The sequence below is a fragment of the Psychroserpens sp. SPM9 genome (assembly GCF_025153525.1).
In the GTDB taxonomy this organism is placed as follows: domain Bacteria; phylum Bacteroidota; class Bacteroidia; order Flavobacteriales; family Flavobacteriaceae; genus Psychroserpens.
Genome location: NZ_JANZNR010000001.1, coordinates 499434 through 514556 on the forward strand (window position 1 = coordinate 499434; position 15123 = coordinate 514556).

13 protein-coding genes are annotated in these 15123 nt (G+C 35.7%); 5 read left to right on the forward strand and 8 right to left on the reverse strand.

Annotated elements, in window-relative coordinates; all coding sequences use genetic code 11:
- Window positions 1-60: 60 nt before the first annotated feature.
- On the reverse strand, window positions 61-1437 hold the full coding sequence (locus N4270_RS02100; protein ID WP_260095139.1) for a M28 family peptidase: 1377 nt from the start codon (window positions 1435-1437) through the stop codon (window positions 61-63).
- Between the two features lie 125 nt (window positions 1438-1562).
- Between N4270_RS02100 and N4270_RS02105 the strand changes: the two genes are divergently transcribed.
- From N4270_RS02105 to N4270_RS02125, 5 genes are all read left to right on the forward strand, one after another.
- Window positions 1563-1928, forward strand: a complete 366-nt coding sequence (locus N4270_RS02105) for a BlaI/MecI/CopY family transcriptional regulator (protein ID WP_260095140.1) — start codon at window positions 1563-1565, stop codon at window positions 1926-1928.
- A gap of 2 nt (window positions 1929-1930) precedes the next feature.
- Window positions 1931-4780: a M56 family metallopeptidase gene (locus N4270_RS02110; protein WP_260095141.1), complete on the forward strand. Its 2850-nt coding sequence runs from the start codon at window positions 1931-1933 to the stop codon at window positions 4778-4780.
- A gap of 134 nt (window positions 4781-4914) precedes the next feature.
- Window positions 4915-5748, forward strand: coding sequence for a hypothetical protein (locus N4270_RS02115; protein WP_260095142.1), 834 nt, complete (start codon window positions 4915-4917; stop codon window positions 5746-5748).
- Between the two features lie 130 nt (window positions 5749-5878).
- A complete protein-coding gene (locus N4270_RS02120; RefSeq protein WP_260095143.1) occupies window positions 5879-6979 on the forward strand; it encodes a DUF4407 domain-containing protein in 1101 nt (366 codons plus the stop codon).
- 33 nt (window positions 6980-7012) lie between these two features.
- Window positions 7013-7489 (forward strand): nuclear transport factor 2 family protein, encoded by a 477-nt coding sequence (locus tag N4270_RS02125; protein ID WP_260095144.1) that lies wholly within the window; start codon window positions 7013-7015, stop codon window positions 7487-7489.
- On the opposite strand, the gene N4270_RS02130 is transcribed toward N4270_RS02125, so the two are convergent.
- The 7 genes from N4270_RS02130 to N4270_RS02160 all read right to left on the reverse strand — a co-directional run bounded on the left by N4270_RS02130 (window position 7490) and on the right by N4270_RS02160 (window position 15053).
- Window positions 7490-7768 carry an STAS domain-containing protein gene (locus N4270_RS02130; protein WP_260095145.1) on the reverse strand — a complete coding sequence of 93 codons (279 nt, stop codon included), beginning with the start codon at window positions 7766-7768 and terminating at the stop codon, window positions 7490-7492.
- A gap of 345 nt (window positions 7769-8113) precedes the next feature.
- Entirely contained in the window at window positions 8114-9361 is a 1248-nt protein-coding gene (locus N4270_RS02135) for an FAD-binding oxidoreductase (protein WP_260095146.1), read from the reverse strand.
- A 30-nt stretch (window positions 9362-9391) separates the two neighbouring features.
- On the reverse strand, window positions 9392-10402 hold the full coding sequence (locus tag N4270_RS02140) for a 4-hydroxyproline epimerase (protein WP_260095147.1): 1011 nt from the start codon (window positions 10400-10402) through the stop codon (window positions 9392-9394).
- Window positions 10395-12122 carry a DUF885 family protein gene (locus N4270_RS02145; RefSeq protein ID WP_260095148.1) on the reverse strand — a complete coding sequence of 576 codons (1728 nt, stop codon included), beginning with the start codon at window positions 12120-12122 and terminating at the stop codon, window positions 10395-10397. Before N4270_RS02145 ends, N4270_RS02140 begins: the two co-directional genes overlap by 8 nt.
- Before the next feature lie 16 nt (window positions 12123-12138).
- Window positions 12139-13722 carry an aldehyde dehydrogenase (NADP(+)) gene (locus tag N4270_RS02150; protein WP_260095149.1) on the reverse strand — a complete coding sequence of 528 codons (1584 nt, stop codon included), beginning with the start codon at window positions 13720-13722 and terminating at the stop codon, window positions 12139-12141.
- A gap of 19 nt (window positions 13723-13741) precedes the next feature.
- Entirely contained in the window at window positions 13742-14008 is a 267-nt protein-coding gene (locus tag N4270_RS02155) for a DUF1272 domain-containing protein (protein ID WP_260095150.1), read from the reverse strand.
- A gap of 130 nt (window positions 14009-14138) precedes the next feature.
- The gene (locus N4270_RS02160) at window positions 14139-15053 is read right to left on the reverse strand and encodes a dihydrodipicolinate synthase family protein (RefSeq protein ID WP_260095151.1); all 915 of its coding nucleotides are present in this window, start codon (window positions 15051-15053) and stop codon (window positions 14139-14141) included.
- Window positions 15054-15123: the final 70 nt, after the last annotated feature.

Consider the following 15123-nt stretch of genomic DNA (forward strand, 5'->3'; position numbering starts at 1 on the left):
TTCATAAAAAAGCCACCAAAACAGTATATTTTGGTGGCTTTTTTATAGTCATTACGTATATTACTCCTTGACAATCTTATAAGTTCCTGTTTTTTCCGAAGATTTTATATTTAAAAAATAAATGCCTTCCGGAAAGTCTTTCACATTTAAAGTTGTTAAGCCTTCTGAAGTAGTTGTATTTAAAAGTAACTTTCCTGAAACATCATACAAATTAATCGCTAATGCTTGATTTCCAAAAGCCGTTTCAATAGAAAGTTTAGCCTTTACCGGATTGGGGTAAACCTGTAATTCATCTTCAGAAAAAGCGTCCAAACCAAGCGTATCAAAAACAATACAAGCACTGCGTTCTATACAGGTTCCTGAAGTAATTTCAACCGCATAAACACCATTTACTGAAGGTGAAAAAGATTGATTAGTTGCTCCAGAAATAGGACTATTCGTATTACAATCATACCACTGGTATGATGCCGACGATTGGTTAGACGTGAGTAATGATGGGGTTTGCGTTACTGTATTGTCAACAGCAATCAAACTTGCTTTGGTCGCCATATAAGCAGTAACAAGTTTTATCATTTCACGGTAATAAGGCAAATCAAGAGTTGCTACACGATCTCCAGACGAATGGTAAAATGGGGTTTCGTCATCAGTTTCCCAAGACTCTCCAACCAATAATGCTGTAAAACCTTGTGCCCAAAAACGCGCATGGTCACTTGCCGTTGTACCTGGATTGACTTCTATCACACTCAAATCAAAAGTATAAGTATTTAAAACCGAAATAATATCGTCTTTCATTGCTACAGATCCTGCAATATCTCTGTAATCGATATCAAACTCATTATCGCCAGGCTCACCTGGAGCATCACCATCATACCCCACCATATCCATGTTTAAAACGGCTAGAATATTGTCACCATTACTCGCCGCTTGGTTTGCATAAAATTGAGAGCCTAGTAATCCTATTTCTTCCTCATCCCAAAGCGCATAAACAATAGTATTATCGACGCATTGCTGCGATAAAATTCTGGCAATTTCTAATACGGCAACAGTTCCAGTAGCATTGTCATCTGCACAATAATCTGCCACAGTATCATAGTGCGCACATACAATATAAATGTTATCTGGGTTTGTTTTTCCTAACTGAGTGGCAATAATATTTCTTCCGTTAGAATTAAAAGTTTGCTCTAAAACGGTAATATTATCGAGAGCTTCAAATTGTTCAACCAAATAATCACCTGCCAATTCATTATTGGCTTGCTGCCTGTTTAAAATTGTAACCGTATTTCCATCTACAACGGTCGATTGTTCTCCAGAAAATTCGTTAAGAGTAAGTTCTAATCTATTAATATCAACTTGATTAATGAGGTCTTGAACGGTTTGTCCACCGCAAAACATTGAACAAAATAAGGTGCAGATTAAAATGGGATGAATAGCTTTCATTGTGGGCGTTTTATCTGATAATTTTTATCAAATATAGTTGATTTTAAACAAATTCATTTTTATAGAATTTGGAAATTCAATTTTTTATTCTACATTTGTAGAGTTAATTCTAAAAACGTAGAACAATGCAATTATCCAAAACCGAAGAGCAATTAATGCAATACCTCTGGAAACTTGAGAAGGGTTTTATGAAAGATTTATTAGAAGCTTATCCAGAACCAAAACCTGCAACCACAACTGTTGCTACCCTTTTAAAACGTATGATTGACAAAGGCTTTGTAGCTTATAAGCTCTACGGAAAATCCCGTGAATACTACCCTTTGGTTAAAAAGAAAGATTATTTTTCTAAACATGTAAATACGCTTATTAAAACATTTTTTAATGACAGTGCTTCTCAGTTTGCATCATTTTTTACGAAGGAAACTAATTTGTCTAAAGCCGAATTAGAAGACTTAAAAGCATTAATCGATAACGAAATTAAAAACAAGTAGTCATGCTTATCTACCTCTTAAAATTTAGCGCTTGTTTGGCTCTTTTTATGGTCTTTTATAAGTTGCTTTTAGAAAAATCCAGCATTCATAATTTCAAGCGTTTTTATTTACTAGGTGCATTAACAACTGCCTTAATTATACCATCGCTTACTTTTATAGAATACATTGAGCCGCTCGTATATGATTCTTTTGAAATGATAGAACCACTGCCAACAATGGTTATTACAGATGCCGTTTCTAAAGAGGTTTCAATAGATTATGCATCTATTATATTATGGAGTATTTACGGTTTAGGCGTTTTTATTTTTCTTCTGAAATTTTCCCTAAATCTCTATAAAATCATTAAGCGAATTAAGAACAATCCAAAATTGAAATCGGCTGCTTTCATCAACGTTTTAGTAACAAACCTTGTAACACCGCACACCTTTTTTAGTTATATATTTTTAAATAAACATAAATTTGAACACGCCGAAATTCCGCAGGAAGTATTACTCCACGAACAAACGCATGCGAAGCAAAAACACAGTTTAGACGTTTTAATTTTAGAGTTGACACACATCTTGTTTTGGTTCAATCCACTTATATACCTTCTAAAAAAAGAAGTTAAGCTCAATCATGAATTTTTAGCAGATCGTGCCGTATTACGCAACGGCATTCAGCCATCAGCATATCAACAATTATTATTAGCATTCTCATCAAATGCCAGCGAACCTCAATTGGCAAATGCCATCAATTATTCATCCATCAAAAAACGATTTACAGTTATGAAAACAAACACATCAAAACCATCTATTTGGCTTAGAAGCCTATTAGTCTTTCCGTTACTAGCCCTTATGCTATACAGTTTTACTGAGCGTAAACAAATAGTAAAAGCAGCAGAAGTACCTGTTCAAAATTATATATCTGAAGGTGTTTCTGAAGCTCAAATGAAAGAATACAACGAATTTATCATTGCATTTAACACCACACATACTATAAACCATGACGCTTATGAAAGAATTGTGTCGATCTACAATTTAATGACTGAAAAACAAAAAGCTTCTGTAGAACCTTATCCTAAAATTCCGGGAATCGATTTATCAAAAACCAAAGCAAAAACACCTACTAAAGAACAATTTGAGTCTTGGAAAAATGAGAAAGAATTTGCTATTTGGCTGGATGGTGTTCATATTCCCAACGTAAAATTGAATTCATATGCCTTGGATGATATTGCACATTATGTTGGTAGTTTTGCTCATAAAAATGCTCGTAGTGAAAGGTTTCCGCAGCCTTATCAATTTAGTCTATACACTAAAAAAGGATTTGAAACGACCTATCAACAGTCTCAGGTCAAAACCTACAGATCCTTATCACAAAAATATTCTGATGCGATTCAAATTTATTTAAAAGAACGTCAGACCGATAATTCAGAATTAAAGCTTCTGTATGAACGCGCTTCAAGGCTTTATAAATCTTTCACTAAAGAAGAACTAAAAAAATACAAACTTTTGCCACCACCTCCGCCACCAGCAGCAGGAAAATCAACCAATAATAGTTCAAATGCCAAAGAATGGGATAAGGTTAAACAGCACTTAAACCCTTCAGCATCTTCTAAAAATCAGACACAACCAATGTGGATTTTGCTTAATAACAAAGGCCAGTTTTTAGTCGATGATGAGTTAGGTTCTTTAGAAACAATTGAAGCCGAGTTTAAAAGTATCGCTAATGATAAGCGTCGGTCTAAAAAAGTAAATTTCAAACATGATCCCAAGGCACCAAAAGCTATGGTTACCAATCTTGTAGCATTGATTAAAAAGTATAAGCTAGAAAATATTTCTGGTGATAATTTACTTGTTCCTCCTCCTCCACCAAGACCCGAAAAAGTTAAAACGGGTAATGGTCCCAATGCTGAAAATTACAACGATTATCCCATTCCACCTGCAATTCCGGAGAACGCAACACCTGAACAACGTGAAAAAATGCAGCGTGCTATTGATGAATTTGAACACAAATACAAGCGAAAAGTACATCAGATAAAATCAGAAAATGGTATGACTTATAATATGATTGTAAATGATGAAGAGTATGATCCAAATAATTCTGAAGCTTATAAAACTAAAACAGGGTTTATTAAAATAAACGGACAAGCACATTATTTTGTAACTATTGATAACAAAACGAAGTATTACAATAGGAACGGCTTTGAAGTTTCAAAAGCTGGTGACGTTATAAGTCCGTCTCAAGTGAATGCCTCTGATGTCATTCCAAATCAATACATCACGAAAGTATTTAGTGACGGAAAAATTATGACAGAATTTAAAGACAATATCCCAAGTCGTGATAAAAAAATCATGGATATCCCTTCCCCTCCAAAACCTTTATCTGCATTAGATTTTATAATAGATATGGCAAAGAAAAATGCCAAATTCTACTATGAAAACAAAGCGATTTCTTCAGATGAAGCCATTTCGCTTTTAAAACAGCATCCAGAATTAAATGTACTAGCAAAGCCAACAACTAATGAACAACCTTTAGTGTACCTCTCTAAAGAACCAATACGTACACAACAGAAGTATCAAAAAAGTAAAGCACTTGTTAGTATCAATGGAAAAACACCTATCAACGACCAACTCAACTTAACTATTGACGATTTTAAGAGTATAAAACTCACATTAGAAACAGCTGAAGTGATAAGCTTTAAGTTCAAAGTGCCTGGTAAACCAACGGAACACAACAAAGGCTATACCTTAAATGATAAGTCTAAATCCTATCTAAAAGCACTCTCGTCTGAAACAGTTGTTCAGTTTTTTGATATTAAAGATTCTAAAGGTTTTGTGCATCCTCCTGTAGTGGTTTCCATTAAAACTAATTAAAAATAAATATACCTAAAAGCCTCTTAAATGAGGCTTTCAGGTATATATACGGGTTTTAAATTTCGAGTAAATCGGTTCTAAAATCATCTCGTAAACATTGCTATTTTTAAATGATTAACTTTAAATAGCTTGTCATGAGATTATCTTCAAATCCAAAATTATACATAGCGCTGTCTTTATTGTTTTTTGTTTGCTTAGCTATAGGCTTAGGTCTTAGCAAAAAAGCTGAAAACATTCCAAACAACTTTACTGTACAAGAGAAACCAAAAAACACACCAATGCTGCCTTTAATAACCGACAGTGTTCCTCATTTAAAAAAACTCTTTAAAGCTGCAATGTTAGATGCTCAAAATCCAGAGCCAAGTGAAATATATAACCACCTTATCAATCTGGAAACGGATAAAAATTTGCTAGACACTATAATTAATAGGGAACGTTACATTAAAATGGTGTCTTGGAAATTAAATCCGAAATGGTATCCCAAAAAAGGAAAATTCAATAATGAAAATCGCGTTATTTGGGTTACAGCCGCACCTATTATTCAAGATAGTTGCAAAAGTTTCCATAAAAAGTATAAAGATCCTAACATGCGTTTGCGTCAATTGTTAGGCTTACAGCCTTTTACTGTTGAAACGTTTTTCCTAGAAGTTTGGGTAAAACCATCAGACCTATTTAGACCTGCGCCTGATAATGAAACTAATGATAGTAGTTGCGGACTCAATTTACCAAACGATGTTAGTAGCAGCTATCGAAAATGGTTTAATGACACGCGAGCTAACCAATACAAAGATTGTACAGATTCTATCTTTGATGAGTATGGATACCCATGGACTCAGTTAGGATACACCTATGATTGGAGTCCCGACAATCCAACAAACGTGGGTTTATCAGAATTTGTGATCAAAGAAAATTCAAATATGTACGTTAGTGGAGGATATCCAAATAAAGTGTATTGTACTTCAAAATAAAGGCTAAAAAAACCAAACATAAATCACAGACCTTTCATAAATAAGACATGAAAGGTCTTTTTCTGTTAAAATATGTAACAATACAAGGCTTTTTGCGTTCTAATAGACAATCAATCAAAAATCAATCATCATGTTAAAACAATTCTTCATCATCTGTTCTGGAGCAGATACAGATATTCTCGATAATTGCGCTATAGGAGAACAAAATAAATATGCTGGCATTGGAGCTACTGTATTTTTTACTGCTGTTATGGCATTTATTGCATGTAGCTACGCCCTTTACACTGTTTTTGACAATCTATTTTCTGCGCTTACTTTTGGATTTATTTGGGGGTTGTTGATCTTCAATCTGGACCGTTTTATCGTGTCTACCATAAAAAAACGTAACAATAGTATCGACGAAATCATTCAGGCATCACCAAGAATCATCTTAGCGATTATTATTGCTGTTGTTATTTCTAAACCTCTAGAACTTAAAATCTTTGAAAAGGAAATCAATCAAGTGCTGCTTGAACAAAAAAATGAACTCACTTTAGCCAACCAAAATCAAATTGCTGAACAGTTTACACCAAATGTTGAAGCATTAGAAGCAAACATTGCAACCTTACAATCGCAAATCATCACAAAAGAAGCTGAAGTAAATGCGCTTTATGATGTTTATATTTCTGAAGCTGAAGGTACTGCCGGAACACAGTTACTGGGAAAAGGACCTGTATATAAAGAAAAACGAGAAAAACATGATGCTGCACTTGCCGAATTACAACAACTAAAAACAGATAATAAAGCAAAAATAGAGGCGACCGAAGCTCAAATTGCACAACTAAAAAATGATTATGACGCTCAAGTAAGCTCTACACAACCTATAATTGATGGCTTTGATGGATTGATGGCGCGCGTTAATGCTTTAGGGGAATTACCTTGGCTCCCATCCTTATTCATTTTACTCTTGTTTTTAGCGGTAGAAACATCTCCTATTTTCGCAAAATTACTTTCGCCAAAAGGTGAATATGACTACAAATTAGAAGATGCCGAAACAGCTGTTAAAACCTGGGTTGAACAAAAAGTAAGTGAGCGCAAATTAGTACTTCAAACCGATCAAACACTCAATAACAGAATTTATAATGATATTGCCGAAGAAGACGAACTCTATACTTACAAACGTAAAAAAGCTCGTGAACTCATGCAACTACAGGCGGATGCATTCTTTAAGCATCAAAAAAACGCATTGTAATTTTAAGTATATTTAAAATCTAAATATACGCTTATGAAATTTGTGTACTATATACTAGTCCTAACGTTACTTGTGTCTTGTCAAACTGAATCTAAACGTAGTGATAACGATACGATTTCTGAAGTAGTTTCTGAAGACCTTAATCAAGATGCAGTAACAGCTATCAAAGAAGTTATGTCTGCACAAGAGGTTGCTTGGAACAATCATGACCTAGAAGGTTTTATGAAAGGCTACTGGACGAATGAAAATCTTAAATTTTATGGCAGTAACGGACTCACAAAAGGCTGGAATAATACTTTAGCCAATTATAAAAAAGGCTATCCTACAAAAGCCGAAAGTGGCACACTACGTTTTGTAATCAATGATATTTCTAAAATTGAAAACGACAATTATTGGGTGATGGGCGAATACCATCTTACTCGCGACATTGGTAATGCCAATGGCGTTTTTATGATCATCTTTAAAAAGATTAATGGGCATTGGAAAATTGTAGCAGATATGTCCTGCTAATTATGCAGCTTCTTCAGATTTGAAGTGATTGTATAAACTACCATGACCAAGACCAATAATAGATAAGCGTTTGTTTTTCACTAAAGCTTCGTTATGTAATTGTGCAATAGCACTCACGCCATAACGATCAATGCTAGTGAGATTTTCAATGCTAACTGTAATCACATTAGCTTTCTCAAATACATTTCTAAATTGCTTTTTAAACTGGTGAATGTTATGTCTGTCTAACACACCTTTAACTTTAAAAAAGTTGTTTGCTTGAGTAATTTCTAGGTTCATAATAATACGATTTAGGTTAATGTTTAATAACTCTATTTTGCTATTAATCAATATCATTATTCATGCCATTTATTAATGCGGACTTATAATAACTAGCTTTGTAAATATCAGAATTAAAAAAGCAGAACCATTATATTTTCGATTAAATGTATAATTGGATGGTTTTAGATTACCAACAGACTTCTTTAATCGATAAACAGCACATTTTGAATTGCTTAGATTGCGATTACTAATATAAATCGTAGTATTTTTCCGTAAGAAAATGATTATAAAACACCAAATCACAGGGTAGCACCTATTTTTTATGGACTATAATGCTCCTAATTAAAGAGTTCTTCAGGTACCTTAAAATCGTCTATCTGGATGAAACATTTGTGTAGCAATAGATGTGCTTTTAGTATCTATAATTTCGGAAACTAATTTACCTGTAGCTGTTGCCATACTCCAACCCATCATAGCATGACCTGTTGCAATGGTAAGGTTATTACATTTTGAAGATTTCCCAATATAAGGTAATCCATCTGGTGATACCGGACGCAAACCAGCAGCTGCAGCTCTTTTTTCTTCAGAACTCAAGGCGACTTCAGGATAATAACGCGAGGCAGCATGCGCTATAGCTTCGACACGTATGTGATTGATATTATGATTAATACCTGCTATTTCCATTGTGCCAGCAAACCGGGTAAATCCATTCATAGGTGTCACGGCAACTTTGGCTTCGGCTAAAATTGCAGGAAGTGTAATTCCGGTATTTTGAGTCGTATTGATTCTATAACCTTTTCCTGCCTGAAGCAAGAGTTTTAATCCTAATTTTTTACTTAAAATATGAGACCATGAACCAGCTGCTAAGACAAATTCATCGGCTTTTAAAACTTGTTTATCTGTAGTAATCGATTGTATAGTTGCTTTTGAAACTTCTATATCTTCAACCTTTTCATTTTTAAAAAACTGAACACCTGCAACTTTTAAATGTGCTTTCATTTCATCCATAAACTCATGCGGTGTTGTATGAGAATCACACTGGTAAAATGTAGCGCCTTTTGCATGAATTTTGACATTGGGTTCTAGAGCCTTTAATTCTTCAAGATTCATCATTTTTGCTGCTAAACCTTCTTGATTAGCAAGCTGAACGGTTTTAAACTCTTCTTCAAGCATCTGTTCAGTTTGACATAACATCAACAACCCTTTTTTCTCATACTGAAATGTGAATCCTTCTTCATTTTTTATAGCATCGTATAAGTCCTGACTTAGTAAAGCAATTGACTTAATGGCAGGAATAGCCTTAGTCACATGATTTGAATTACATGATTTATTAAATGCTAAAACCCATCTTAAAAAATCGGATTCTAATCGTGGTTTTATGTACAACGGACTCGAAGCATTAAACATCCATTTCAAGCCTTTTTTCATAACTCCAGGAGCAGATAACGGAATAATATGACTTGGTGATAAATATCCTGCATTCACATAAGAAGCGCCCGCATCTAAATTAGACTGATCCACTATGGTTACCTGATGTCCTTCTTTTTGCAGGTAATACGCAGAACACAATCCTATAATTCCACCGCCTATAACTATTATTTTTTTACTCATTGCTTATATTACTTGCACTAATCGTTTGAACTAAATCACCTGAAACCCATAGGCATAAGGATCATCTTCGGGATCTATAGTGATGGTATTATGACCATAAACTTTTGCCCAACCTTGAATGCTCGGAATTATAGCTTGCAACCCATTTAAAGTGGCCTCCTCTTCTACACGACCAATAAATTTGGAACCAATAAAACTCTCGTGAATAAATGGTTCACCTAATTTTAAGTTCCCTTTGGCATATAATTGAGCTAGTCGTGCTGATGTTCCTGTGCCACACGGACTCCTATCGATAGCTTTATCACCATAAAATACGGCATTTCTTCCAGAAGATGTAGTGTCTATTGGAGAACCTGTCCATAATAGATGGGTTACATCCCGTATAGTTTCATTCTCGGGATGCACAAATGCATTGGGATATTTGGTATTAATTAATGTTCTTAGTGTTTGTGAATACTGAATAATTTGACCTGCTGAAACTTGATGTACTCCTGAAAAATTCTCTTGCGGATCGATAATTGCGTAAAAATTTCCACCGTAAGCTACATCAAAAGTTAGTGGTCCTAATTGCGGGCATTCAATAGTTAAGCCTTCGGCTGCCAAATAACTTTTAACATTCGTTAGTTTGACCCAATCCACTTTACCTTCAGTTTGCTGATAGTCGATTTCAACCAATCCCGCAGGTGCTTCCATTCTAATTTTTCCAGGAGTTTTAGGTGTAATCAAACCTTCTTCAATAGCAATGGTAACAGTGCCAATAGTACCATGACCACACATGGGCAAACAGCCAGAAGTTTCAATAAATAAAATGGCAAAATCATTGTCGGGGTGATGTGGCGGATACAAAATACTGCCACTCATCATATCATGTCCGCGAGGTTCAAACATCAAGCCTTTTCGAATCCAATCATAATGCTTTAAAAAGTGTTGACGCTTCTCGCTCATGGTTGTTCCGAGTAATTGTGGACCACCTTCTTTGATGACTCTCACAGGATTACCGCAGGTATGCGCATCAATACAAACAAAGGTTGATTTACTCATTTTTAAGCTGTTCAATATATTTAGTAATACGTCTTTCAAGAATGGATAAAGTGACCGTACCTTGCTCTAAAATAATCTCATGAAATTCTCGGATATCGAACTTCTCACCTAACTCGGTTTCAGCTTTTTGCCTTAATTCTCTAATTTTAAGCTCTCCAATTTTATAAGATATAGCTTGTCCAGGCCACGAAATATAACGGTCTGTTTCTGTAGTAACCTCATGGATGGATAAAGCTGTATTTTCCGATAGGTAATCAATCATTTGCTGTCGTGTCCATCCTTTAGCATGCACACCTGTGTCAACCACCAAACGGCAAGCACGCCACATTTCGTAGGTTAACTGCCCGAATTTTTCATAAGGTGTTGTGTAAATATTCATTTCATCAACTAAATATTCTGCATATAATCCCCAACCTTCGCCATAAGCCGACAAATACAAGTTTCTTCTAAAACTCGGAATTGTTTTTGGCAGTTCATTATTTAATGAGATTTGCAAATGATGCCCAGGAACCGCTTCATGAGCTGTCAAAGCAGGAATGGTGTACAACGTTCTGCTCGATAAATTATAGGTATTCACCCAGTAATATCCTGCAGTCGTTTCGCTATAAGAAGGCGAATATCGGCCGCCAGTATAATTGGGTGCAATCGCCTTAGGAACTGGAACTACACCATAAGGTTTTCTTGGTAACGTCTTAAAGAATTTTGGTAATTCGCCATCAATTCTTTTCGCTATATCTCTAGCAAACATCAATAACTCTTCTGCTGTCTTAGGATAAAATTGTTCGTCAGTTCTAAGAAAAGCAATAAAATCGGCAAAGCTCCCTTCAAACCCTAAACCATCGATAATGTGTTGCATTTCTGCTCTGATTCTCGCGACTTCTTTTAAACCGATTTGGTGAATATCTTCAGCCGTATATTGCTGACTTGTTGTAAAGTAATTGATTCTATTTTGATAAAATGCTTCGCCATTAGGAATGCTTGAAATGCCTAATTTTTTTCTGGTATTCGGAAAATATTCATCCTCAAAAAAGCGCTTAATTTTTTTATATTGATGGATAGCATTTTCTTGAACACTTGCTTTAGCCGCCTTAATAATGGAGTCTTTTAATGTTACTGAAAAATCTTCAGGCAGATTAAGAAATGGTTTATAAAACTCACTCTTAGTCACATCGGAAACGATATGCTTATTATAAGTATCTTCATAATTATTAAACACAACTCTAGGCTGAGCCATGCCTTCTTTTATCGCTTCTCGCAAGAGATTTAAATTATAATCGACGCGTTTAGGCAAATCCTTGAGGCGTTGTAAATAGGCATTGACTTGTGCTTTGGTTTTAAGTGTTCTTTGTCCCATTCTGCTTAAATTTAAATGAAAAGCAGATTCGTTGGTAATGGTATTTAAATAGGTTTTAAAGGAATTTGTATCGATAACATCTTGCAAAACAAAAGCCAGCAATTCTTTAGAAATTTTTTCACTTTCAGATAAATTGTCTTCTGAAACGTGTTCTAAATCGGTCATTAATTGCTTTGCTAAATCTGCTTCAGCCTGGTAATATTTAATCGTATGGGCAACAGATTCATTCCATTTAAAATCATAATCTCTTTCCGCTTCATAGCTTACTATAATGGCGTTTAACTTATCTGAATCCGATTGTGATTGAGATTGAAAGGATATTAACCCAAAACATAGGAGGACAAAAAAGCATCTAAAGCATTTCATAGTAACCGTATTAAAATTAAATTTTTTGGCGACTCATCGTTCCATTTAAACATCTTGAAATTTTTAAAGGATTTTCATCTTTAAGTTCGTCAGGCAATAAATCATTAGGCCAATCCTGGTAACTAAATGGTCGCACCCAACGTTTAATGGAATGAATCCCAACTGCTGTAAAACGACTGTCTGTAGAAGCTGGATAAGGTCCACCATGCACCATAGACGGACAAACCTCAACACCTGTTGGAACACCATTATAGATGATGCGGCCAACACGATTTTGCAAGGCTGAAATGACTTTAGGATACTTTGAAACCTCGTTAGTTTCGGCAATCACTGTTCCTGTAAGTTGTCCTTCTAACTGAGAAATAACAGCCTCCAGTTCTTTAGCATCTTTACATTGAACCACCATTGAAAATGGACCAAACACTTCTTCATGTAAGGTTGAATTTTTGATAAATGATGTCCCTTTTACTGTTGTTAAAGCTTGTTTAGCATAATTGGCTTGTACCTCTGAATTGTAATCGGCTGATATCTCAAGTTCAGAGTGCGCCAAAGCTTTAGCCTTTTTAGAGTTATACGCACCCATAATATTAGGATGCAACATACAAGCAGGTTCTATGTTTATAATTTCTGCGGAAAGTTGCGTGATAAAGTGAGACAGAGCTTCACTTTCAACACCTAAGATCAAACCTGGATTAGTACAAAACTGACCTGTTCCTAAAGTAATAGAACTCGCATAAGTTTTTGCCAAAGCTTCACCTCTATTTTTTAAGGCTTCCGGAAGCATCACTACGGGATTGATACTGCCCATTTCTGCAAACACAGGAATGGGTTCTTCGCGTTGGGAAGCCAAATCATAAAGCGCACGACCGCCTTTTATACTTCCAGTAAAACCGACGGCTTTAACTCGATAATCTTTAACTAATTGCGTTCCTACCTCAATGCCGCTACTATTTAAATTAGAAAATACACCCTTGGGCATACCCGTTTTTTTTGCAGCTTTTACAATAGCAGAGGCTACCAATTCGCCTGTTCCTGCATGCATGGGATGTGATTTTACAATCACTGGACAACCCGCAGCCAGAGAGGCAGCAGTATCGCCTCCAGCTGTAGAATAAGCTAAGGGGAAATTACTCGCACCAAATACCACAACAGGTCCCAAAGGCACCATCATTTTACGAATATCAGATTTTGGCATCGGTTCTCTATCAGGTTGCGCTGTATCAATTGTGGCTTCAACCCAGGATCCTTCTACAACTAATTCGGCAAAGGATCGTAATTGACCGATAGTTCGTCCACGTTCCCCTTTGGCGCGACCTTCAGGTAATCCGGTTTCAGAACAATAAGTCTTAATCAGTTCGTCGTCTAAAGCTAAAATTTCATCAGCAATAGCATTCAAAAATGCGGCTTTCGCTTTTCCTGAATAGTTTTTATAATCATGAAAAGCGCTTTCAGCTAAGAGACACGCTGTTTCAATTTCGGTAGGTGTCGCTTCAATAAACGTTGTTTGGTTTTCAATATTTAATTGCGGATTGAAGGTTTTGTAGCTCAAATTTCCTTTCGCTGACAATTCAAATCCGATGTAGTTTTTTCCTGTAATCATAATCAATCTTCCCTATGTGTTATGTTTTATTGATGCGCTCTAAATGCGCTTTTAAATCTACTGGTTTATGTATCACTTTTGTCGATACGGGATATTTTTTTAATACGTTTTCTGGTCGGATGGGCCGTTTTTCAAATCCGCCACCACAATTAGGACACACTTGTTGTAATATGTTTTCGACACAATCTATACAATACGTGCATTCGAAAGTGCAAATCATAGCCTCTTGTGAATCGAAAGCCAATTTCTTATTGCAATGCTCGCATGTTGGTCTTATTTCTAACATTGTATCATTTGTTTATCTAATTGCTAGTTATCGAAAATTCGTGTTAAGGATTGCAGCGACATCCTTTTGTTTTTCAAAAGATATAGCGGAAAGCCTGACCTCGCCAAAGCGAGGTAACACCCAAATTATATTATAAATTTTTATAATCTGGTAGCGTCGGTCGTGTTTTCAAACCATTTTTAATAACGTTTAGTACAAGTTTGCGTTCTTCTCCATGTAAAGGCAAACGTGGCTCACGAACGGTTTCTGTTCCTAAACCAGTTGCGACTTCAGCTAACTTTATGTTTTGTACTAATTTAGGGTTTATATCTAACTCTAGCAATGGTAAAAACCAGCGATAGATTTCAATAGCTTCTTGAATACGTCCTGCTTTTTGAAGTTCGTAAATGGCAACCGTTTCGGCTGGAAAGGCACAGACTAAACCTGCAATCCATCCCTCTGCTCCCATAAGTAAACTCTCTAAGGCGACTGTATCAACACCAGTCATAATTTTGAGTCGGTCACCAAAACGATTTTTAATCCTTGTGACATTAGACACATCTCTGGTAGATTCTTTAACCGCTTCGATAGTATCACATTTGAGTAGCTCCTCAAACATATCTAGCGTTACTTCGATGTTATAATCAACTGGATTATTATACACCATTATTGGAAGTGAAGTGTTATTTGCCACGGTTTTAAAATAGGTCACAGTTTCCCGATCGCCAGATTTATAGCGCATTGGTGGCAACATCATTAAGGCAGAAGCACCATCAGCTTCGGCATGTTGAGCCGCTTGAATGGCCGCTTTTGTAGATTGCTCGGCAATATTGATAAGCACAGGTACTTTATTATCTACATGACTGACCGTTGCTCGTGTTAGAATGCGCTTTTCATCATGACTTAAAGTACTCGCTTCTCCTAATGTTCCACCGAGAACAATGCCATGAACACCAGCTTCTAATTGCGCTGTAATATTATGTTCAAACATCTGTAAATCTAAGGTGTCAGAATCTGTAAATTTTGTCGTGACTGCAGGCATAACGCCTTTCCATTGGATACTCATATGTTTACTTTTTTACGATGTAAAACTACTGTAGTCTTGCAGAATTAAATAATGGCTATTTATCCAATAT

Bases quoted from the DNA above. Each gene is read 5' to 3' on its own strand.
- N4270_RS02100 (WP_260095139.1), bottom strand. From the start codon at position 1,437: ATGAAAGCTATTCATCCCATTTTAATCTGCACCTTATTTTGTTCAATG.
- N4270_RS02105 (WP_260095140.1), top strand. From the start codon at position 1,563: ATGCAATTATCCAAAACCGAAGAGCAATTAATGCAATACCTCTGGAAA.
- N4270_RS02110 (WP_260095141.1), top strand. From the start codon at position 1,931: ATGCTTATCTACCTCTTAAAATTTAGCGCTTGTTTGGCTCTTTTTATG.
- N4270_RS02115 (WP_260095142.1), top strand. From the start codon at position 4,915: ATGAGATTATCTTCAAATCCAAAATTATACATAGCGCTGTCTTTATTG.
- N4270_RS02120 (WP_260095143.1), top strand. From the start codon at position 5,879: ATGTTAAAACAATTCTTCATCATCTGTTCTGGAGCAGATACAGATATT.
- N4270_RS02125 (WP_260095144.1), top strand. From the start codon at position 7,013: ATGAAATTTGTGTACTATATACTAGTCCTAACGTTACTTGTGTCTTGT.
- N4270_RS02130 (WP_260095145.1), bottom strand. From the start codon at position 7,768: ATGAACCTAGAAATTACTCAAGCAAACAACTTTTTTAAAGTTAAAGGT.
- N4270_RS02135 (WP_260095146.1), bottom strand. From the start codon at position 9,361: ATGAGTAAAAAAATAATAGTTATAGGCGGTGGAATTATAGGATTGTGT.
- N4270_RS02140 (WP_260095147.1), bottom strand. From the start codon at position 10,402: ATGAGTAAATCAACCTTTGTTTGTATTGATGCGCATACCTGCGGTAAT.
- N4270_RS02145 (WP_260095148.1), bottom strand. From the start codon at position 12,122: ATGAAATGCTTTAGATGCTTTTTTGTCCTCCTATGTTTTGGGTTAATA.
- N4270_RS02150 (WP_260095149.1), bottom strand. From the start codon at position 13,722: ATGATTACAGGAAAAAACTACATCGGATTTGAATTGTCAGCGAAAGGA.
- N4270_RS02155 (WP_260095150.1), bottom strand. From the start codon at position 14,008: ATGTTAGAAATAAGACCAACATGCGAGCATTGCAATAAGAAATTGGCT.
- N4270_RS02160 (WP_260095151.1), bottom strand. From the start codon at position 15,053: ATGAGTATCCAATGGAAAGGCGTTATGCCTGCAGTCACGACAAAATTT.